The following is a 20844-nucleotide window of genomic DNA, read 5'->3' on the forward strand; positions in this document are numbered from 1 at the left end:
GGTTGGCCAGCATGAACCGGCCCGCCCGGGTCAGGATCTCGTCCGTCACCGTCTCGACCAGGCGATCGGACAGGTGCCGGCCGACGGGGATCCCGGAGAGGTCTTCAGCGTCTGCGACCGCGGACAGTCCAGCCGCCTCCCAGTCCCGCAAGGTGCAGGGCCAGAACTGTGAGGCCAAGGAGCATGACGTTGGTCGAGGTGAAGGTGTGGTTGGTCGTGATATCCGCCGCGTTGATCAAAAAGGCGATGAAGAACAGGACAGCAGAAACAATGGCCGGCATGGTTTGTCTCCTCGTCGGGTGACGTGCGTGGTGCACTGCACTGCGAATTCCCGGCACCTGAGGACTCATACCGGCTGTGAGCAGACCCGCCGAGTCTCGTCGGCACCGTCGCGGTTGGGTGGAGACATGTAGGGCAGACGGTCCTCCACGGGTGCGACCTGCGTACCATGAAGAATGGCGGGGAGGGCTCGGATGCCCAGTGTTCCTTCGGTCAGGACGACCCACGCCGACCACTGGCTAGTGGCTTCCTTCAATGGCGACATGGATTACCTGACCGGGCCGATGTTTCGAACCGAGTTCTTGAACCTCATCGATTCCGGCGCGCGGTTCATCGTGCTGGACCTCGCTGGTGTCCCGTTCTGCGATTCGGCTGGGCTGAATGCCCTTCTGGCGGCCCGTCGGCATGCACATGAGACCGGTGTGAGGTTGGCACTGGCCAGGGTGCAGGTGCAGCTGCGACAGCTACTGAAACTCACCGGCGTCGACAGGATTCTTGACGTCTACGACGCTACGGAAGACGCCCTGACGGACCTGGCGAGCCGCCGTGGCAACAATTCGAGGAAGGAGGGAAATGTCGACCCTTGAACGGGAGCTGCATCACCCAATTGACCGAACAGTTCTCTATACGATTCACCTCTCGCCCCAGCTCACAGCACCTTCGAACACATAGGCGGGGCTGACGGTCCGTCGGTCGGGTAAGCGCGTACGCAACGGCATCGAGGAAAGGGGAAGCCATGTCAGTGGAACCCGAACATGCCGAAGCGGGCCCTACGGCGGAACACGCCGCCCAAGCGCTGATCAACTTGTGGAAGCGGGCCCATGAGGACGTCGCTCCCACGGTTTCCGAGGAGCAGATGCGCGTCCTGCTCGCCCTGGGCACCGAGCCAACCGGTCCTGATCGCATTGCCGGGGACCTCTGTGTCAGCGCCTTGTGGGCAACCGGTGTGCTCGACCGCTTGGCTCAGCGCAGGCTGGTACGACGGCTCCCGTCCGGCGAGTTCTCTCTCAGCGGCGCCGGACAGTGTGTGCTCGAAGCGACGCGTCAGCGCCGTCGGCAACTTCTGGAACAGACACTGGTGACCGCCGCGCCACCGGACCGCCCGGTACTGCGGGACGTGTTCAACCAGCTGTACGGAGTTGCGAGCCCCCTGACGCGAGTGCCGCGCAGCCGCTCGCCGCTCTGATCACCCTCGGACGTACAGGGCGCCATGCGCATGCTTACCGGGGAGGAGGGCAAAAGGGAACGAACAAGGCGGGGCTGCCCACCATCCGTGTTGGGGAGGGGCGTGACGTGCGTATCTGGCAGGAAAGCATCGAGGTAGGCCCGCGACCGGGACAGATGTCGCCCTTGGGCGCGGCCTTCGACGGTGCCGGGACGAACTTCGCCGTGTTCTCCGAAGTAGCGGAGCGCGTGGAGCTGTGTCTCTTCGACGAGGACGGCGCCGAGGAGCGCATCGCGCTGAAGGAAGTGGACGGCTTCGTCCACCACGTCTACTTGCCGGACGTCGGCCCGGGCCGGCGCTACGGGTTCCGCGTCCACGGCCCGTACCGGCCCGAGTGCGGTCAGCGCTGCAACCCGAGCAAACTGCTGCTCGACCCTTACGCCAGAGCGATCGAGGGCGGGGTCGAGTGGAACGAGGCGCTGTTCCCCTACCACTTCGACGATCGCGGCCAACGCAACACCCTCGACTCGGCGCCGTACGTGCCGAAGTCGGTGGTGGTGAACCCCTTCTTCGACTGGGGCAACGACCACCCACCGCACACCCCGTATCACGAGACCGTCATCTACGAGGCCCATGTGAAGGGCATGACGAGGACGCACCCGGCGATACCGGAGGCGATGCGCGGCACGTACGCCGCACTGGCGCACCCGGCCATGCTCGACTACTTCGTCAAGCTGGGTGTCACCGCGGTGGAGTTGATGCCGGTCCACCAGTTCGTCCAGGACCACGCGCTGGTGGAGCGGGGGCTGTCCAACTACTGGGGGTACAACACCATCGGCTTCTTCGCCCCGCACAACGCATACTGCTCGTCCGGGCAGCGGGGCGAACAGGTGCAGGAGTTCCGCTCGATGGTCAAGGCCCTGCACGAAGCGGGGATCGAGGTCATCCTCGACGTCGTCTACAACCACACGGCCGAGGGCAACCACCTCGGGCCCGTGCTGTCGCTGCGGGGACTGGACAACGCGGCGTACTACCGCCTGTCCCCGGAGGATCCGCGCTTCTACTGGGACACCACGGGTACGGGCAACAGCCTGCGGATGAACCACCCGCACACCCTGCAACTGATCATGGATTCGCTTCGCTACTGGGTGACCGAGATGCACGTCGACGGCTTCCGCTTCGACCTGGCCGCCACCCTGGCCCGCCAGTTCCACGAGGTGGACCGGCTGTCGTCGTTCTTCGACCTCGTCCAGCAGGACCCGGTCATCTCCCGGGTGAAGCTCATCGCCGAGCCCTGGGACGTCGGCGACGGCGGCTACCAGGTCGGCAACTTCCCGCCGCTGTGGACCGAGTGGAACGGCAAGTACCGCGACACCGTACGCGACTTCTGGCGCGGCGAGGGCGGCACGCTCGGTGAATTCGCCTCCCGTCTCACCGGTTCCTCCGACCTGTACCAGAACGACGGCCGCCGGCCCTACGCCTCGGTCAACTTCGTCACCGCGCACGACGGTTTCACCCTGCGCGACCTCGTCTCGTACAACGGCAAGCACAACGAGGCCAACGGCGAGGGCAACCGCGACGGCGAGGACCACAACCGCTCGTGGAACTGCGGCGCGGAAGGCCTCACCGACGATCGCGGCATTCTCGCCCTCCGCGCCCGCCAGCAGCGCAACCTCCTCGCCACCCTGCTGCTCTCCCAGGGCGTCCCCATGTTGCTGCATGGGGACGAACTCGGCCGCACCCAGCGCGGCAACAACAACGCCTACTGCCAGGACAACGAACTGACCTGGGTCGACTGGGCACAGGTCACCGAAGGCAGCGAGCTGCTCGACTTCACCCGCAAACTGATCTCCCTGCGCCGCGAGCACCCGGTCTTCCGTCGGCGACGGTTCTTCAGGGGACGGGCGGCCCAGGCATCCGGCGAGGCGGTGCAGGACATCACCTGGTTCACCCCTGCCGGCCGGGAGATGACCGACACGGACTGGGACACCGGCTTCGCCAGGTCCCTGATGGTCCATCTCAACGGCAGGGCCATCACGGAACCGGACCTGCGGGGCCTGCGTGTGGAGGACGACTCGTTCCTCCTCCTCTTCAACGCCCACAGCCAGGCTCTCGGCTTCACCGTTCCCGAGGAGCTCGATCCGTGGTGGGCAGTGGAGGTGGACACCGCCATCCCGTACACCGAGTACCGGCCATTGATCAAGGGCGGCAGCGAGGTAGAGGTCGAGGGCCGCGCCATGCTCGTCCTCCGAGCTCTCCAGGATGGTTGATCTCACCTCACGTGCACCCGCGGCCGTTGCTCCGGGTCCCGGTCGGCGCGGCGCAGTACCTCGCGGGTGACCGGAGCCACACCTCACCGTCGCCGCAGACCAGCGGAGCAGAGGGCCCACGGGGCCGCCCTCGGACCAGCTGAAGTACACATCGGCCATTCTCGGCTTCGGGAACGCGCTGGTCAGGCGGGTGATGCCCTTCCGGCCACGGTGGGACGAGCCGTTGCCGACGACCCAGGAGACGCGCTTGGCGCTGGCGGAGGGCTCGGTGCTCATGCGCCTTGAGTCAGCGGTGCACGGTGGAGGCCGACATGGCCGGGGCGATGGCCCGGGCGACCACCTCGCGGGCCAGTTCCGGGCACGACCAGCGTGACAGCGGGGCCCCGGTCTCGGGGGGTAACTGGCGGGCCAACGCCTTGACTTCGGCGACGTACAGATCGAGGGCGGTCGGCCCCGAGTGCCTGCGGTCGGACAGGGGAGGCAGGCCGCCGGCGGCGAACCGGCCCCGCCAGATGCGCACCCTGTCCACGTGCATCCTCGTCTGCGCGGCCATCCGGGCGTGGGGGCAGACTCGGGCCGCCAGAAGCACGATGGTTGCCCGCTGTCGGGCCTGATGCGGCGTCTTGTGACCATAGGCCGTCTTCTTCAGCCGGTGGCGCCCGGAGACGGTCAGTGCGACGGCCACGGCGCGGGTGGCAGGCATGAGAGGAGGGCGGCCGCTCCTTTTGGGTCGGTGGGGATGGCCTGTTGCAGATGCCACCGACCGGTGGATTCGGGTTCGGTGGCTTGCAGTTGTCAGTGAGGGCGTTTCAGGTTTCGGGATGAGCCAGACGGCCGAGCAGGGCCACCGCGTCGTCGATGGGCACCGGCTGGAAGAACCGCGCGTCGGCGCGCTCAACAGCAGCAATCGCGCGGGGGGCCAGGTCGGCGCCGGCGTCGGTGACGCGCAGTCGTTTGGCGCGGGTGTCGGCCGGATCGACTTCACGCTCGATGAGTCCTTTGTGTTCCAGGGTGCGGAGTACCTGGGAGGTCATCTTGACGTCGGTGCCGGCTTGGCGGGCGAGGGCCAGCTGGTTGGGGTGCTCGCCCTGGGTGTTGAGCCACCAGGTGCAGGAGAGCAGCACGAACTGCACGTGGGTGAGATCGAGCGGGGCCAGAGCTGTGGCGATGTCGCGCTGCCAGCGCAGGGTGGCGTGCCACAGCAGGAATCCGGGGCTGTCGCCGGGGCTGAGGGGCATCAGCGAAGCGCCAGCTCGGCCAGCGAGGCCATCGTCTCGGGCCAGTCGGCGGTGATGCCCGGGCCGATCTGCGGGCCGGCCTCGTCGGCGCCGGTGCCGGTGATCTCCATCCGGTACACCACGCGGATCCGGTCCTGGTCGATCCGGTCGATCCGGTGCATGGTGCGCAGCAGCAGGCCGTTGAAGCGCGCCTCGTCGACGAACAGTTCGTCCTCGACCGCCTCGGCGATGCGCAGCAGTACCGGGTCGTCCCCGGGCGGCGTCATCGTGATCTGCGTGCCCGCCGCGAACGGACCATTCATCTCGATCTTCTCGATCTCGGCGTTCCAGGTGCCCCAGTTCTCAACGTCGGCCCAGAGCCGCCAGATCGCCTCGGGGGTGGCGCTGGTCTCGATGCTGTGCTCGTACTCCCACATGAGTGGTCTCCTCGACTAGATGATCCATCTGTAGATTATCTGCGCAGAGACTATCTGTCCAAGGGGTACGGCCCCCCTCCCGCGGCGCCGCGCTCACCCACCCGAATCACCGCCCGCGCCCGCGCCACCCTGGGGGCCTGCCATTGGGGCCGACCAGCTCAGGCGCCGTGGTCGTCCTGAAGGAGACGATCAGCCGGGAGGCTGTGGGTCGGCGACGCTGAGGCGGTCATCGCTTTCGATCGATGCGGGGTGGGTTTCGCCAGCTCCACGTTGAACTGCGCGCCGATCAAGAGGGCCAGGTTGGACAGCCACAGCCAGATGAGGAAGACCACCACGCCGGCCAGTGAGCCGTACAGACGGTGGTAGGTGCTCACGTGCGAGGTGTAGAGAGTGAAACCGAGGGAGATGGTCAGCAGAAGCACGATCGCCAGACCACCACCCGGCGCCATTTTCCGCACCGGCCGCGAAGACGCAGGACCCGACCGATAGAGGACCAAGACCAGGGCGACCGCCACCGCCGCCAGAACGGCCCAGCGCAGCGCGTCCCACGCGGTCTGAGGCACGGTGCCCAGGTTGAACGCCCGCCCCAGGCGCCTGGCGAGGCTCCCGCTCACCAACAGCGCGAGAGTCGTGGTCAGCAGCAGGCTGATCAGTACGATCGCGGTGACGACGATGCGGGGAGCGGTGCGCCACACCGGCCGGTGCGCGTCGACGTGGTGGATCGCGTGCAGGGCCCTGCGGAAGACACTCAGATAGCTGCAGCCCGACCACAACGCCCCCACGGCACCGAAGAAGACCAGCATCCATGCGGCGGACGACTGTTGGGCCATCTCCAGAAGAGCGCTGCGCAGCAGCCCGCGGGAGGTGGCCGGGACAGCCTGCGTCACCCGGTCGATCACCTCGGGGGTCGCCGTGGGCATGGTCAGTCCCAGAACCGAGAGGATCACCAGCAAGACGGGGAACAGCGCGAGGACGGCGTAGTAGGTCAGAGCGGCGGCCCAGTCGGTGACGTCATCGTTCCAGACGGCCAGCGGTGTGCGGCCCAGTGCCGCCCACCACCCCTGCTTTCGACCGTCAGCACCATCCATGATCGCCTACTTCCCACAGGAATGACCAGGCACTCTCACAGCCGCCGTACCGGTCCGCTGCCGCGCGACTGCGCTGTCGAACCGTGGGCTGCGCGCGGAAGGCGGGCCGCAGCCGGATGAGCCCTGGCCCGCCTTCGTCGGGAATGCGACTCAGTCCCTGAAGAGGTCCTTCGCCGCGTCCTTGGCCTTCTCTCCGGCCTGCTTGACGTCGCCTTCGACCTGGTCGGCCTTGCCTTCCGCTTGCAGGCGCTCGTTGCCGACCGCCTTGCCGACCGCTTCCTTCGCCTTGCCCTTGATCTTGTCGCCGGCGTTGCCGGCCTTGTCCGCAGTGCTCATCGAAACCCTCCTCCTCAGCCCGCGCTCGTCGCGGTCCCTGCCCCTCTACCCCCGCCGCCTCAGGTGATGTCCGCTCCGCGTCCGGACCACCCATGCGGCCTCCCCACCGACGACACGCCGGTGACAGAGCTTGACCTGCCCGTGGCCGAGGCGGACCACCGCCGCGTCCTGGCCGTGCTGCGGTTCCTCGGAGCGTCCCGGGCCTGACCTTTGGCCGCGACGACCGAGCGTCGGCGTTTCGGCCAACTCGCCTGCACCTGCGTGCTCTTGCGTGGCAAGGGTCGGTGCACTGCGCACCTTCCCGCACCCGCGGAATTCCGGTGCGCGAAAGCCGTCCGAAAGAACACGTGCTCGAAACCAGGGCTGACTCGTTGAGCACGCTGACGCCACCACCACATCTCCGGGAGGGAACACATTGACGCACGTCGAACCGGGCAGCGACACGACCGCGACTTCGCTGAAGGCCGCCGCGGTGGCCCCGGCCGGGATCCCGGACGCCGAGCGCGAGACGGCGAGCTGACCAGCCAAGGCGTCCTCCACAGCCCAGGCCCCTACGTCGAAGGTGAGACGACACTCGTGCCTCCCAGCTCCTCCTCGATCCGTAAGACCGTCGAGGCGTACCTTGGCCGCCACCCTGACGAGCGTGATGCCCTGGCCGGGCTGCTCGCCGCCCTGGACCGGCCCGTCGACGTGACCGCCCGCACGACGCTGCCCGGCCATATCACGTGCAGTGCCGTCGTCGTGGACCGGCGGTGCCGGGTCCTGCACATCCGGCACCGGGCCACCGGCGGCCTGATGCTCACCCCCGGCGGTCACATCGAGCCTGAGGACCGCACGCTGCTCGCCGCGGCGCTGCGCGAGGTGGCGGAGGAGGCAGGGATCGCACCTGGGGCCTTGTGCCTGACCCCGCAGACGCTCGGCTCGCCCGTCGACATCGACGTCCACGACATCGACGCCAGCCCTTCGAAGGGCGAACCGGGCCACCAGCACTACGACTTCCGCTACGTGTTCTACCTCGCCGCCGACGAGCCGCCGGCGATCACCCTCCAGAACGAGGAGGTGTCCGGCTCACGGTGGCTCGCCATGCCGGAGGTCACCTCGCTCACGTTGCGCACGAAGCTCCTGCGCGCCCAGTGGGACGGTCGGCCGGAGCCGGTGAACGCGTCCGCACTGATCCACGACGGGCAGGGCCGGTACCTCCTCCATCTGCGCGATCACAAGCCTGGCATCCGGCAGCCGGGGGCGTTCGACCTGCTTGGCGGCGGCCGCACGCACGACGACCCGGGCCTTGAGGGCACGTTGCTGCGGGAGCTGTCCGAGGAGGTCCCCGACCTCCGCCTGGAGAAGCTGGAGCCGTACGCCGTGGAGACGGCGACGAGTGTCGACGGGCTCAGCATCCCGATCCAGGTGTTCACGGGCCGGTGGCGCGGCAACCCTGATCGCCTCCGACTGCGCGAGGGCGTGCTGCTGCGGTGGTTCACCACCGACGCACTGGACCGGCTCCGCCTGAGCCCCGCCACGCGAGACCTCATCCGCCGGCACGCGGCCGAGAACCCTCCCAGCGGCACGCCCGGCGCCGCCCCTGTGCCGGGGGACGCGGGCGGCCGGCCCGTGCTCAACGGCATCGGCGTCCACCTCCACCTGGAGGACGACGACGGGCGGGTGCTCCTGGGCCTGCGCCACCCCAATTCGCGTTTCGCGGGGAACACGTGGCACTACCTGGCCGGCAAGTGCGAACAGGAGTCCGCGGTTGCGTGCCTGGTGCGGGAGGCACGGGAGGAAGCCGGGCTGGTCATCGACCCCGCGGACGTGGATCTCGCGCACGTCGTGCACGTCGTCGACACCACGGGCGGACCGCCGTTGATGCACCTCGTGTTCCGCACGCGCCGCTGGGAGGGAGAGCCGAGGGTCCTGGAGACCGACAAGTGCCTGGCCTGGCGGTGGTGGCCGCGGCACGAGCTGCCGGAGCGGCTCGTCTCCTACACCCGGACGGCCCTGGCCGGCATCGCCGAAGGCCGCGTCTACTCCCAGCTGGGCTGGTGAACGGCGTGAGCACACCAGTCGGGAGCGGGCCCGAGCCGCACGCCGCAGTGCTGACGTCCGCCGTGCCCGCCCCAGCTGAGCCCCACGAGTGCGACGGGCGCAGTGACACCGCCTTGTCCGCCGCGCCCCTCCTGCCGCCGCAGTCCTCCGCCGACACGCCCGGGGCCGCGCACGCCCGGGCGGCGATGGTCGCCCGGCTCGAGTCGAGCGGAGAGCTGCGGCCCGGGCCGGTGCGTGAGGCTCTGCTGGCGTTGCCCCGCCAGGTCCTGATGCCCCAGGCGTATGTGCGGCGCAGCGCTCCGGACGAGACCCCGCCGCGCTGGGATCTGCTGGACTGGACCCGCCCGGCCGACCAAGAGGAGCTGCTGGAGCGGCTGCACAGCGGTGACAGTGTCGCGATCCAGCACGACGGGGAGCCGATCCTCGGCCGTACTGCCGGGTCGCGCCGCGGGGGCCTGATGACCGCGATGTCGAGCACGATGGGCATGACCGCGGAGCTGCTCCAGCTCCTGGACCTGCGGGCCGGGCAGCGCGTGCTGGACGTCGGGACCGGTGCCGGGGTGACCGCGGCGGTGGCGTGCTTCGTGTGCGGTGACGCAGGCGTCGTCACCCTCGACATCGACCCGCACGTCACCGCGGCCGCCCGCGAGCGCCTGTCCGCAATCGGCCACCAGCCGGCCGCGGTGACCGGGGAACGGCACCGCAGGCTGGCCCGACGCGGGCCCGTACGAGAGGGTCTTCGTCTCCTTCGCCGTCCGCCGCGTACCGACAGCCCTGGTGGAGCAGCTGGCGCCGGGCGGGCGGGCCCTGATGACGCTCGGGACGTCGTCGCCGTCGTGGCCGGGCCTGGCCGTGATCGACAAACGGCCGGACGGGACCGTGGAGGCGGAGCTGCGCGCGGTCGAGTTCGGGCACCGCGCCGGTGCCGGCTTCGACCGGCTGTTCCTGTCCGCCTCCTTCCGTCATACGATCGCCACGGCCGACGGGTGGACGCGGCGCACCCTGCTTGCGCCGCCGGCGGACACGGCGCGCGGCATGTGGCTGGCCCTGGACGCCCTGTATCCGGGGCTGGTGCGTCACTTCGGGGCCGAGGACCTGACGATCGGCGCGCCCGAGTGCGGGTCGTGGATGCGCGTGCGAGCCGCCGGCCACCGCCGGTGGGACGTGACGACCTGCGGCCCCCGGGATATCTGGGCGGAGATCCAGGACGTCGCCGCCCGCTGGCGGGCGGCCGGTGAACCGGCCGCCTACCGGCTCCACCTCGACACCGACGACGTCCAGCGGGTCACCAGCCCGGATGGCTCCCTGACCTGGCAGCTCCCCCACGCTCCTGGAGATGCACGATGACCCGCCCCGACCAACCGGCCTCTGCGGCGGTCTCGTACCACGCTCTGTTCGGGTTCGAGGCCGACGACTGCGCCCGCTCCCGTCCCGGCACGAGTGAAGGCGTGTCCCGCCCGGAGGTCCTGGTCATGGTGGACCGGGTGGCCGCGGCGTACGTGGTGGTGATCACGGGAGACGGCAGCCTGTGGACCCACGAATCGGGATGGACCGCCGCCCTTCGGGGGCTGATCCGGACCTACCTCGGAGACGACCGGCGCGCGGGCACCCGCAGCACGTACACCGGAACCGGCCGCTCCTACGAAGACATCCTCGGCTACCTGCGCACCACCAGCCTCGCCCTCCCCGCCCTCTTCGCCAGCCGGCACCACGAGGTCGAGGCCGCGGCGGTCCGGCTGCTCCGGGGCTCTGCCTGCGGCGGCTCCCTGAAGGAGGACGCAGCGTTCACGGTGCTCGCCCACCGCCCCGGTGGTGACGTGTGACCCGCACCCAGCGGCACACCGAGCCGCTCGACGTTCACCTCATCGCCCTGCGCGACGGCCCGGCCGGACCCGAGGTGCTGCTGTCCCGGCGGGCCGGCGACGTGTACGCGGCGGGATGCTGGCATCTGGTCAGCGGTCACCTGGACGGGCCGTGGGAGGACATGGTCACGGCCCTGGTGCGCGAAACCCGGGAAGAGGCCGGCATCGTCGTCGATCCGACCGACGTCCGCGCAGCCGTCACCGTGCACCACCGCTCCCCCGCCGGGGCTGCCCGGCTTGGGGTGTTCTTCGAGGTGAGGCGCTGGGACGGCGCCCCAAGGGTTATGGAGCCCCAGGTGTGCGACGCCATGGGCTGGTTCGCGTTCGACAAGCTTCCGGAGCCCATGGTCGCGTACTGCCGGGCCGGGCTGGACGCCTACCGGGCCGGTGCGCGGATGGCCGTGCACTTCCAGGAGCCCGGCGACCCGATCGCCTACACCTTGTCCGCCGACCGGCTGACCCTCGTCCCCGAACCCGGCCCGCCTCGGGGCGGTCCCGCAGGAGGTGCGCACCTTCGCCGAGCGGGCGGTGGGCCGGTTCACCGACCGGACGGACGTGTCCAGGGCGCGTGAGGAGAGTCGCGTGTGGCGGGCGTGCGACGCTGCGGGCGGCGCGTGGTAGGTCAAGGTCCATCAGAACGCCCGCTTCCACCAGCGGGAAGTCGCCGCGCTCCGCGGCTGGGTGCCGGGTCTCGGCCCGGCCGCGCCCCAGCTCATGGCTGCGGACGCGCAACTGCGGGCCGCGGTGGGAGGCCGGTCCCTGCACGGCGCCACGTACTCGCCCGAGCAGCAGCGCCACATCTTTTGGATTCCGTCTCCGGCATCTCCTACGGCGCCGTCCACGGCGATCCCGAACTCGTCGAGCGCGGCCGACGCACCGTGGCCCGGCTCCGCGCCGCACAACGCCCCTGACCCCACCGCACCTATCCACGAGGAGCAGCACATTGACGTACACCGTCCGCGATCAGTGGGAGCAGCACTTCCGCGACGGCAAGGGGTTCCGGCGGGTCGGTGAGCGGGAGCGGGAGCTCCTCGTCGAACACACCCCCGCCCCGGACGGCGGTGGCCGGGCGCTCGACGTGGGTTGCGGCACCGGCGAGCTGGCCGTCTGCCTCGCCTCCCTCGGCTACACCGTGGACGCCGTCGACTTCACCGAGAGCGCGCTCGCCCGGGCCCGTACCGAGCACAGCGACGTGCAGGGCGTGCGCTGGCTGCAACTGGACATCGAGCGCGACGACCCCGTCCCGCTGCACGAGGAGGGGTACGACCTGGTCGTCATGCGCCTGATGTACCCGTTCCTGAAGGACCGTGGCCGCGTCCTTCACGGGCTGGGTGAGCGGCTCCGGGACGGCGGCGCTCTCGTCATCATCACCCCGGTGGCGGCGAACACACCCGAGGAGCGGCGCGGCATCGCCTTGGACGAGGACGAGATCACCGTGCTCGCCGCCGGATGGGAGACGGTGGAGCGGATGGACGCGGACGGTCTGGCCTTCCTGGTCCTGCGCGGCCCCTGTCACTCCGGCACCCGGGCCGTCGAGAAGCGGCCGACCACCGCCCATGCCCTGACCGGCGCCCTCGCTGTCGTCACCGACGGCGCCGGGCGGGTCCTGCTCGGCCGGTCCCGCCGCGGCATGCTCGAGCTTCCCGGCGGCAAGACCCGCGGCCCGGAGGGCTTCGCCGCCGCGGCGGTCCGCGAACTCGCCGAGGAGACGGGCCTGGTCGCCGACCCGGCCGACGCGTACGTGGTGACGATGCTGGTCGACGACAGCCACGGCATCCCACGGCTCACCGCCGTCGTCCGCATCACCGCGTGGACGGGCACCCTGACCAACCCGGAGGAGGACAAGTTCGCCCGCTGGGAGTTCTTCGACCTGCACGCTCTCGCCTGTGCCGGAGACATCTTCGTCCCCGCCGCGTCCGCGTTGGATGCGGTGTGGCCCGGCGTGATCCCGGACCTGCCGCCCGTGATCTCCTACCCGCTCGCCCCCGACCGTCCGCCGGTGCCGGGTGAGCCGGCCGAAGCCGTCCGACTGCGGCAGGCGATGGCCCAGATGGTGATCGACGGCGGCTGGGCCCCGTCCGAGCCGGTCCGCGACGCGCTGCGGACCGTGCCCCGCCACCGTTTCGCCCCGGAAGCGAACCTGGCGGCCGCGTACGACGGCGGCGACCGCGCCGTCGTCACCCGCCGCGACGAGACCGGAACGGCCATCAGCTCGGTGTCCGCGGCCTGGCTCCAGGCCGACATGCTCGAAGGCCTGCGCCTGAAACCGGGCGCGATCGTGTTCGAGGCGGGCTCCGGTGGCTACGACGCCGAGCTGATCGCTCACGTCGCCGGGCCCGAGGGGCGAGTGGTGACCGCCGACATCGACCCGTGGGTCGTACGCCGCACCCGCGCCTTCCTCACAGAGACCGGCAGTGGACGCGTCACCGCCGTCGAGGCCGATGCGACGCTCGGCGCCCCCGCCCACCTCGCGCCCCGCGGCGGCTTCGACGGCAGCGTGATCACGTACAACTGCCGGGACGTCGCCCCGGCCTGGCGCGAGCAGCTGGCCGAAGGCGGCCACCTCGTCCTGCCGCTGGCGATGGGCGGCTACACCCGGACGATCGCGTTCGAGCGGCGCGGCGAGGTGCTGCACGCCCGCCGCTTCACCTACTCCGGCTTCGTCCGCGACCAGGGGCAGCGGGCCCGTGCCGTCGCGGTCGTCCCTCTTCTCGGCGGCGGGCTGACCCTTCGCTTCGACGACGGCGCCGCCGCCGACACGGAGGGCCTGGAGGAGGCGCTGCGCGGGCGGCGGCACGAGGTCGCGACCGGCGTGACCATGGGGGCGGGCGCCTATTTCGGCTCCCTTCAGCTGTACGCGGCCACCACCCTGCCCGCCTTCTGCCGCCTGGTTGCCCACCAGGACCGGGAGGAGGGGGTGACCGGCGTCGCGAAGGATCGGGACGCACCCGCCATCGTCGGCGACGCCTCGCTCGCCTATCTGATCCACATCCAGACCAAGGACGGTGACCGCCCGGAGGACAAGGAGTGGGAGTGGGTCGTGCACGCCTTCGGCGAGGAGGGCCCGCAGCTCGCCGATCAGCTCGCGGCCACGGTCCGGGCTTGGGACCGCCATGTTCGCGCCGAGGACAACGACCAGCACGCCGATCCCGTGCTGACGGTCCACCCGGCCGGCACGCCCGACCATCTGCTCCCTGCCGGGGACGTCTTGGACAAGGAGCACTCCCGGCTGGTGTTCCGGTGGCCGGGCCGGGGCGGACACCTCCCGGCCCCGGGCCGGGGCACCGACACGGTCACCGCGACAACGGGGGATGCGTGATCGTCTGGCTGAACGGCCCCTCCGGCGGCGGCAAGACCACCCTCGCCGCCGGGTTGTGCCGCGCTGTGCCCGGCGCGACGGTCGCCGACCCGGAGGGCGTCGGCGACCTGCTGCGCAGCGCGCTCGCCGGATACGCCCTGCGCCCCAGCGACTACCAGGACCTGCCGCTGTGGCGGCAGTTGACCGGCGCCTTCGTCGCCGGCCTGGCCCGGCACGCCGGCGGCCACGTCATCGACACCAGCGCCCTCACCCCCGAGCAGACCCTGCACACGGCCCTCGCTCACCTGCGTCTTCCAGTCCCCCACACGGCCCGACGGCCGGAGGCACCCCAGACATGACCGTCACCAGTTGCTTCAAGGCGACGCCCACCGGCCCGGACCGGTGGGCTGACAGGGCCGCACCCTGGGTCGCAGGGCCCTGGCATGCGGTACGGCGGCGCTTGCGTGACCCGGAGCGCGCCCGCGCCCCGCCTCCACAAGCGCCGCCCCTCCGGAGCGTCAGCTGTCGGCGCGCGTGTAGGTGAGGAACACTGCGCCGCTCTTGAGGACGGTGTGGTCCGCGAGTGTCCAGGTACGGGGGTCGAAGGCAGCCTTGCGGGAGAACAGCGGGATGCCGTCGCCAATGGTCAGCGGGCCGACTTTGAGGATGAGCGTGTCGATCTCGGCGTACAGGGAGCCCGCGAGCTCGGCGCCGCCCAGCAGCCAGATGTCCTTGCCTTCCTGCTGCTTGAGTTCGCGCACGGTCGCCACCGGGTCGTCGGCCACCAGTTCCACGGCCGGGTCCGGGCTCTCGGTCAGGGTCCGGGAGAACACCAGGTGGCGCAGGTGGGGGTAGGCGTCGGGGATGCCGGCCGCAAGTCCGATCTCGTAGCTGCGCCGCCCCTCCAGCACGGTGTCGAAGTGCGTGCCCTCCGCCGTGACGGACAGTGCCTGCCGGGCCTGGACGGGCAGTGTCTCCGGGTACTCGGCCACGAGGTGCTGTATGTAGTCCTCCGCTATGGGCCAGAAGCCGTTGGGACCGGTGGGGTCTCCGCCGTCCGGGCCCGCGATGAAGCCATCGAGCGTGGTGGCGATGTAGTGGACGAGTTTGCGCATGCCGGGTCCCTCCGTTGGTCACGCTGTCGCGTTGCGGCCCGGCACTGCCGGATGGCGTGCCAAGGTGCGAGGCCGCTGAGTGATCATGGCACCTGCCCAGCCGGCGCGAGCACCGTGCCGTCGAATCTCGTGAGGATTCGTCCGCGCACCAGGGCTCAACTGCTGCCCGAATAGCCACCGCCCGGTCGGGGGCTTCGTGCTTCCTGGGGGCCTCCCGGAGCCCACCCGTTCGCCGAGTCGGCGATCACCTACGTCATCGCGCGCTCCCGGCACCAGCGAAGGAAACCTGGGCCGCAGGGGCCGCCTGCCGTCCCTGCGGGTGCCTCCACAGGCCCTGTGCCTGAAGCTTCGGCAGTACGCCCTCGCCGAACCAGTACGCCTCCTCCAGGTGCGGATACCCGGAGAAGATGAACTCCTCGATCCCCAGGGCGGCGTACTCCTTGATCCGTTCGGCGACCTCGGTGTGACTGCCGACCAGGGCGGTCCCCGCCCCACCGCGCACCAGTCCGATGCCCGCCCACAGATTGGGGTGAATCTCCAGCCCGTCCCGGCTCCCGCCCCCGTGCAGGGCCAGCATCCGTTGCTGGCCCTCGGACTCGCTGCGGGCAAGCCCCGCCTGCACCTGCCGTACCGTCTCCGCGTCGAAGCCCGCCAGCAGCCGCTCCGCCTCGGCCCAGGCCTGCTCGGAGGTGTCGCGGGTGATGACGTGCAGCCGGATTCCGAAGCGGAGGCTGCGGCCCTGCTGCGCGGCCAGCTTCCTGATCCAGGCGATCTTCTCGGCGACCTGGGCGGGCGGCTCGCCCCAGGTGAGGTAGACGTCGGCGTGGCGTGCGGCGATCTCCCCGGCGATCGGGGAGGACCCGCCGAAGTACACCTCCGGGATCGGATCGGGTAGCCGCGCCAGCCTGGCGTCCTCGACCCGGAGATGGTCGCCGTGCAGGTCGACGGTCTTGCCCTCCCACAACTCCCGTACGACCTGGAGGAATTCGCCGGTACGGCGGTAGCGGGCGTCCTTGTCGAGGAAGTCGCCATAGGCCCGCTGCTCGTGACTCTCGCCGCCGGTGACGACGTTCAGCAGCAGCCGTCCGCCGCTCTGCCGCTGGAAGGTGGAGGCCATCTGGGCGGCCAGCGTGGGCGAGACGAAGCCGGGGCGGAAGGCGACCAGGAACTTCAGCCGCTCGGTGTGCCGGCTGACCATCGCGGTGGTCAGCCACGCGTCCTCGCACCAGGCGCCGGTCGGGGTGAGCACGCCGACGAAGCCCAGGTCCTCGGCGGCGCCCGCGATCCGGCTGAGATGGGCGACCGTCGGCGGCCGGTCCTGTCCGGAGGCGGTGGCGGGGGTGCCGTGACCGCCGCCGACGACATGGCGGCTGTCACCGTTGGTGGGCAGGAACCAGTGAAAGGTGAGGGTCACGCGGGGACTCCGATCGGCCGGTTGTCGGGGTGCGTCACAGCAGGTGGTGGCGGGGCGGCCCTGAGGCAGCGCCGCCCAGGACCGCCGCGCCACTCAGCCGGTGGCCGCCAGCAGCGTCGTACGACCGCCCAGCGCGGCCGAGAACTGGTCGGTGACCTGGAACAGCGCCTCGGCCGAGCCCGGCGCGACAGTCACCGTGCCGTTGTCGCCCACGGTGATGTCCTTGTCGAGGGTGAACCAGCCGGGGGTGATGTGGGCGGGGCCCATGGAGGCGAGGACCGGGCGCAGGGCGTAGTCGATGGCCAGGACATGGGCGGTGCTGCCGCCGGTGGCCAGCGGCAGGACGGTCTTGCCCACCAGCGCGTACTGCGGCAGCAGGTCCAGCAGCGCCTTCAGCAGCCCGGAGTAGGCTGCCTTGTAGACGGGGGTGCCGATCACGACGCCCTCCGCCTGCTCGAACAGGGCCGCGGCCCGGACTATCGCGGGATGGCCGAAATCGGCGTGCAGCAGGGCCTCCGGGGGGAGGGTGCGCACGTCCAGCGGGATCACCTCGTGTCCCTGGGCGGTGAGCCGCTGGTCGAGGTGGCGGAGCAGCCGTCCGGTGCGGGAGGTCGGGGAGGGGCTTCCGGAGACGGACAGGATGGTGGCCATGACGGGACCTTTCGGGCGGTCGGGGGGCTTCCTCGGGGACAGGCGTGAGCATCAGCTCGGCGGCTGGGACGAGTGACCCCTTCGGCGCCATTCCTCCGCGAGCAGTTCGTAGGAGCGGACCCGGTCCTTGTGGTCGTGGGTGATCGTCGTGATGAGCAACTCGTCCGCGCCCGTGGCCTCCTGGAGCTGCTCCAGCCGGTCGGCCACCCGGCCCGGCGAGCCGACGAACTGGGTGTCGAGACGGTCCTGGACGAGAGCCTGGTCCTCCTCGGTCCAGGTGCGGGCGCGCGCCTCCTGCGGCGTGGGGAACTCGATGGCGCCCTCGGCGGTGCGGATGCTGCGCACCCACGGGCCGTACCCGGTGGCGAGTTCGCGGGCGGTGGCGTCGTCGTCGGCCACGACGACGTCGGCCGAGACGCTGACGTAGGGCTTGTCGAGCACCTCGGAGGGCTGGAAGTAGGCCCGGTAGCCCTCTACCGCCTCCAGCACCGTGGCGGGGCTGACGTGGTAGTTCGCCGCGAACCGCAGGCCGTTGCGGCCCGCGACGGACGCGCTCTCGCCGCCGCTGCTGCCCAGGATCCACACCTGGAGATCGGCGCCCTCTCCGGGCACGACGTGCGCTTCGACGCCCTCCGGGGAGCGGTAGGTGCCGGCGAGCAGGGCCAGGATGTCGTCGATCTGCTCGCTGTAGTCCTGCGATTCGGCGCCCGGCAGCAGGAGCAACCTGCGCTGGAGGGCGATGCGGGGGGAGCCGAGCAGCTGCGCGAAAGAGAAGGGGGGCGGGATCAGCAGGCCGTTCGGGGCGCGGCCGTCGACGACCGGGGTGGTCGTGGGCCGCGGTGTGTCCGACGGACCGGGCGGGCGGCCCCCGGAGCGGCCCAGGCCCAGATCGAAGCGGCCCGGGTGCAGCGCGTCGAGCAGACCGAACTCCTCGACGGTGGACAGCGCGGTGCGGTGACCGAGCTGCACGGCTCCGGAGCCGAGCCGGATGGTCGAGGTGGCAGAGGCGGTCAGGGCCAGGACGACGGCGGGTGAGGTTCCGGCCACGCCCGGGTTGAGGTGGTGCTCGGCGAACCAGTAGCGGGCGTATCCCAGGCGCTCGGCCTGCTGCGCGAGGTCGATCGAGTTGCGCAGGGCATCGGCCGCCGTCGAGCCGGACGGGATGGGGACCAGATCGAGGACGCCGAGGGCGATGTCAGACATGGACGGACTCCTGGGTGAGTGGTTGCGTCGGAAGCACGGGGCCCCACGCGAACGGCGGGTCGGGGATCTCGCGGCGCAGTACGGGGGCGACGTCGGACTGGAACAGTTCGAGGGAGGCGCGATGCGCGGCGTCGGACAGTCCCCCGGCGTCGGCGTGGAGATGAAGCACCGTGTGCCCGAACTCCTCGTGGTAGCGCCGCACTTTCTCGATGACCTGCTGCGGGCTCCCGATCAGGGCGGAGCTGCGGGTGACGAAGTCCTCCAGGGTCTCGAAGACCACCGGCAGGCCCGCCTGCTTGGCGTGCGCCAGATTGGCCTCGAAGACCGGCCGGTAGGCGGCGAGGGCCTGCTGGGAGGTCGGGGCGACGTGGACACCGGCCGTGCCGGCACCGACCGCGATCCGCGCCGGATCGTGACCGTAGTGCTCCCAGCGTTCCCGATAGTGGCGGATCAGCTCGGCGTACGGCTCGATGGGGTGGGTGACGTTCGCCGAGAACAGCGGGTCGCCGTAGCGGGCGGCCAGGTCGACCGACTCCTTGCTGGTGGCGCTGCCGTGCCAGACCCGGATCGGCTGCTGATACGGCCGCGGCCACACCTCGGCGTCCGTCAGTGGGGGGCGGAACCGGGTGTCGGCGGTGACCTTGTCCTGCCGCCAGGTCTTCCGGAACACCTCGTAGCTCTCGGCGTTGCGCTCCCACTGGTCCTCGGGCGTGACCTGGAACAGTTCGCGCTGGGCGGTGCCGTTGCCCTTGCCGATGATCAGGTCGAGGCGTCCGTCGGAGAGGTGGTCGAGGGTGGCGTAGTCCTCGTACGCGCGGACCGGGTCGAGCAGGCTGAGCGTCGTGACGGCCGTGAACAGGCGGATGCGCCTGGTCAGGGCGGCCACATGGCTGAGTACGACGGTCGGGGACGAGGAGATGAACGGCCGCTCGTGCCGCTCCCCCACGCCGAAGCCGTCGAAGCCCAGCTCCTCGGCCAGGACCGCGTTGTCGAGCACCTCGCGGAAGCGGTCGTGGGTGGACTTCTGCACCCCGGTGACCGGGTCCGGGCGGTGGGTGATGAGGGTGATGGCGAGGAACCTCACGACGCCACCCGGTCGTCGACGGCGTCGGGGTGTGCGATCCCCAGGTGGTGGCGGAGGGTGGGGCCCTCGTACTCGGTGCGGAAGACGCCCTGTTCCTGAAGGAGCGGGACGACCTTGTCGGCGAAGTCGTCGAGGCCGGTGGGGGTGATGTGCGGCACGAGGATGAAGCCGTCGCTGGCGTCGGCCTGGACGTGGTCGTTGATGGCCCTGGCGATGGTCGCCGGGGAGCCGACGAAGGTCTGCCGGTTGCCGGTGTTGATGACCAGGTCGCGGATGGACCAGTTGTTGGCGGCGGCCAGCTCGCGCCACTCCCGGGCGGTGGCCAGCGGGTCGCGGTACATGCGCACCTGGGCACGGCCCTTGGAGATGTGCTCGTCGCTGACGTCCGGGTCGATGTCGGGCAGCGGCCCTTCGGGGTCGTAGGAGGACAGGTCCCGGTTCCAGACGAACTCCAGGTGCTTGATGGCGGTGGCGCCGCTGACCTGCTGGCGGCGCACCTCCCGTGCGAGTTCCTCGGCCTCGGCGTCGGTGTCGGCGAGTGCGAAGGAGGCGGCGGGCAGGATCAGCAGCTGGTCGTGGCGGCGGCCGTACTTGGCAAGGCGGTTCTTGACGTCCGTGTAGAAGGCCTGCCCCGCCTCCAGGGTGGCGTGCCGGCTGAAGATGGCGTCGGCGCTGGAAGCGGCGAACTCACGGCCCTCCTCGGAGTCGCCGGCCTGGAAGATCACCGGGCGTCCCTGCGGGGAGCGCGGGACATTGAACTGGCCGTGGATGTCGAAGTGTTGGCCGGTGTGGGTGAAGGAGCCGGCCTTCGCGTCGCGCAGGAAGACGCCGGTGGCCTGGTCGGCGACGATCTCGTCGCCGTGCCAGGAGTCGAAGAGCTCGTGCGCGGTGGCTAGGAACTCCTTGGCGCGGGAGTAGCGCTGGTCCTGGGGGAGGAAGCCGCCGCGGCGGAAGTTCTCGCCGGTGAAGGCGTCCCAGGAGGTGACGACGTTCCAGGCGGCCCGGCCGCCGGAGAGGTGGTCGAGGCTGGCGAACTGGCGGGCCACCTCGTAGGGCTCGTTGAACGTCGAGTTGATGGTGCCGGTCAGGCCGAGGTGGTCGGTGACGGCGGCGAGCGCGGCCAGCACGGTGAAGGTGTCGGGGCGGCCGACGACGTCCAGGTCGTAGATCTTTCCGCCCTGTTCGCGCAGGCGCAGTCCCTCGGCGAGGAACAGGAAGTCGAATTTGGCGCGTTCGGCGGTGCGGGCGAAGTGGGCGAAGGAGCTGAACTCGATGTGGCTGCCGGCCTTCGGGTCGCTCCACACGGTGGTGTTGTTGACGCCGGGGAAGTGGGCGGCCAGGTGGATCTGCTTCAGCGGTTTGCTGGTCATGTCGGTGCGGGG

20 protein-coding genes and 3 pseudogenes are annotated in these 20844 nt (G+C 70.6%); 11 read left to right on the top strand and 12 right to left on the bottom strand.

What is annotated here, in order from left to right; translation table 11 throughout:
• Positions 1-104 precede the first annotated feature (104 nt).
• Entirely contained in the window at positions 105-281 is a 177-nt protein-coding gene (locus ACWCV9_RS00070; protein WP_450783281.1) for a hypothetical protein, read from the bottom strand.
• Between the two features lie 192 nt (positions 282-473).
• On the opposite strand from ACWCV9_RS00070, the gene ACWCV9_RS00075 reads away from it, so the two are divergent.
• From ACWCV9_RS00075 to glgX, 3 genes are all read left to right on the top strand, one after another.
• A complete protein-coding gene (locus ACWCV9_RS00075) occupies positions 474-866 on the top strand; it encodes an STAS domain-containing protein (RefSeq protein ID WP_450783282.1) in 393 nt (130 codons plus the stop codon).
• A gap of 149 nt (positions 867-1015) precedes the next feature.
• The gene (locus ACWCV9_RS00080) at positions 1016-1465 is read left to right on the top strand and encodes a hypothetical protein (protein WP_450783283.1); all 450 of its coding nucleotides are present in this window, start codon (positions 1016-1018) and stop codon (positions 1463-1465) included.
• A gap of 155 nt (positions 1466-1620) precedes the next feature.
• Positions 1621-3714, top strand: a complete 2094-nt coding sequence (glgX, locus tag ACWCV9_RS00085; RefSeq protein ID WP_450783284.1) for a glycogen debranching protein GlgX — start codon at positions 1621-1623, stop codon at positions 3712-3714.
• Positions 3715-4000: 286 nt separating this feature from the next.
• Here the strand turns inward: glgX and ACWCV9_RS00090 are convergent, their stop codons facing one another.
• The 5 genes from ACWCV9_RS00090 to ACWCV9_RS00110 form a co-directional block, all read right to left on the bottom strand.
• Positions 4001-4417 carry a helix-turn-helix domain-containing protein gene (locus ACWCV9_RS00090; protein WP_450783285.1) on the bottom strand — a complete coding sequence of 139 codons (417 nt, stop codon included), beginning with the start codon at positions 4415-4417 and terminating at the stop codon, positions 4001-4003.
• A 106-nt stretch (positions 4418-4523) separates the two neighbouring features.
• Positions 4524-4952, bottom strand: a complete 429-nt coding sequence (locus tag ACWCV9_RS00095) for a MarR family winged helix-turn-helix transcriptional regulator (protein ID WP_450783287.1) — start codon at positions 4950-4952, stop codon at positions 4524-4526.
• Positions 4952-5368 (bottom strand): polyketide cyclase, encoded by a 417-nt coding sequence (locus ACWCV9_RS00100; RefSeq protein WP_450783288.1) that lies wholly within the window; start codon positions 5366-5368, stop codon positions 4952-4954. The genes ACWCV9_RS00095 and ACWCV9_RS00100 overlap by 1 nt, the downstream gene beginning before the upstream one ends.
• A 158-nt stretch (positions 5369-5526) precedes the next feature.
• Complete coding sequence (locus ACWCV9_RS00105) at positions 5527-6456, bottom strand: YihY/virulence factor BrkB family protein (protein WP_450783289.1); 930 nt, start codon at positions 6454-6456, stop codon at positions 5527-5529.
• 150 nt (positions 6457-6606) lie between these two features.
• The gene (locus tag ACWCV9_RS00110) at positions 6607-6792 is read right to left on the bottom strand and encodes a CsbD family protein (RefSeq protein ID WP_031171553.1); all 186 of its coding nucleotides are present in this window, start codon (positions 6790-6792) and stop codon (positions 6607-6609) included.
• Positions 6793-6918: 126 nt separating this feature from the next.
• Here ACWCV9_RS00110 and ACWCV9_RS00115 point away from each other — a divergent pair.
• The 8 genes and pseudogenes from ACWCV9_RS00115 to ACWCV9_RS00150 all read left to right on the top strand — a co-directional run.
• Positions 6919-6999, top strand: a pseudogene (locus ACWCV9_RS00115) (DNA-binding response regulator); the annotation flags it as partial.
• A gap of 369 nt (positions 7000-7368) precedes the next feature.
• Positions 7369-8835: an NUDIX domain-containing protein gene (locus tag ACWCV9_RS00120; protein WP_450783290.1), complete on the top strand. Its 1467-nt coding sequence runs from the start codon at positions 7369-7371 to the stop codon at positions 8833-8835.
• Between the two features lie 485 nt (positions 8836-9320).
• Positions 9321-9446, top strand: a pseudogene (locus ACWCV9_RS00125) (protein-L-isoaspartate O-methyltransferase); the annotation flags it as partial.
• Between the two features lie 139 nt (positions 9447-9585).
• Positions 9586-10182: pseudogene (locus ACWCV9_RS00130) on the top strand (protein-L-isoaspartate O-methyltransferase); the annotation flags it as partial.
• Positions 10179-10658 (top strand): hypothetical protein, encoded by a 480-nt coding sequence (locus tag ACWCV9_RS00135; RefSeq protein WP_450783291.1) that lies wholly within the window; start codon positions 10179-10181, stop codon positions 10656-10658. The pseudogene ACWCV9_RS00130 and the gene ACWCV9_RS00135, both read left to right, overlap by 4 nt.
• The gene (locus ACWCV9_RS00140) at positions 10655-11269 is read left to right on the top strand and encodes an NUDIX hydrolase (protein WP_450783292.1); all 615 of its coding nucleotides are present in this window, start codon (positions 10655-10657) and stop codon (positions 11267-11269) included. Before ACWCV9_RS00135 ends, ACWCV9_RS00140 begins: the two co-directional genes overlap by 4 nt.
• Positions 11270-11640: 371 nt before the next feature.
• Positions 11641-14016 carry a methyltransferase, FxLD system gene (fxlM, locus tag ACWCV9_RS00145; RefSeq protein ID WP_450783293.1) on the top strand — a complete coding sequence of 792 codons (2376 nt, stop codon included), beginning with the start codon at positions 11641-11643 and terminating at the stop codon, positions 14014-14016.
• Positions 14013-14354, top strand: coding sequence for an AAA family ATPase (locus tag ACWCV9_RS00150; protein ID WP_450783295.1), 342 nt, complete (start codon positions 14013-14015; stop codon positions 14352-14354). The genes fxlM and ACWCV9_RS00150 overlap by 4 nt, the downstream gene beginning before the upstream one ends.
• 159 nt (positions 14355-14513) lie before the next feature.
• Here the strand turns inward: ACWCV9_RS00150 and ACWCV9_RS00155 are convergent, their stop codons facing one another.
• From ACWCV9_RS00155 to ACWCV9_RS00180, 6 genes are all read right to left on the bottom strand, one after another.
• A complete protein-coding gene (locus ACWCV9_RS00155) occupies positions 14514-15110 on the bottom strand; it encodes a dihydrofolate reductase family protein (RefSeq protein ID WP_450783296.1) in 597 nt (198 codons plus the stop codon).
• A 253-nt stretch (positions 15111-15363) separates the two neighbouring features.
• Positions 15364-16524, bottom strand: a complete 1161-nt coding sequence (locus ACWCV9_RS00160; protein ID WP_450783297.1) for an LLM class flavin-dependent oxidoreductase — start codon at positions 16522-16524, stop codon at positions 15364-15366.
• A gap of 93 nt (positions 16525-16617) precedes the next feature.
• On the bottom strand, positions 16618-17175 hold the full coding sequence (gene ssuE / locus ACWCV9_RS00165) for an NADPH-dependent FMN reductase (RefSeq protein ID WP_385846896.1): 558 nt from the start codon (positions 17173-17175) through the stop codon (positions 16618-16620).
• A 51-nt stretch (positions 17176-17226) separates the two neighbouring features.
• On the bottom strand, positions 17227-18378 hold the full coding sequence (locus ACWCV9_RS00170) for an LLM class flavin-dependent oxidoreductase (RefSeq protein WP_450783298.1): 1152 nt from the start codon (positions 18376-18378) through the stop codon (positions 17227-17229).
• Complete coding sequence (locus ACWCV9_RS00175) at positions 18371-19462, bottom strand: LLM class flavin-dependent oxidoreductase (RefSeq protein WP_450783299.1); 1092 nt, start codon at positions 19460-19462, stop codon at positions 18371-18373. Before ACWCV9_RS00175 ends, ACWCV9_RS00170 begins: the two co-directional genes overlap by 8 nt.
• Positions 19459-20832: an NtaA/DmoA family FMN-dependent monooxygenase gene (locus tag ACWCV9_RS00180; protein WP_450783300.1), complete on the bottom strand. Its 1374-nt coding sequence runs from the start codon at positions 20830-20832 to the stop codon at positions 19459-19461. Before ACWCV9_RS00180 ends, ACWCV9_RS00175 begins: the two co-directional genes overlap by 4 nt.
• Between the last annotated feature and the right edge of the window lie 12 nt (positions 20833-20844).

The organism is Streptomyces sp. NPDC001606 (assembly GCF_053596835.1).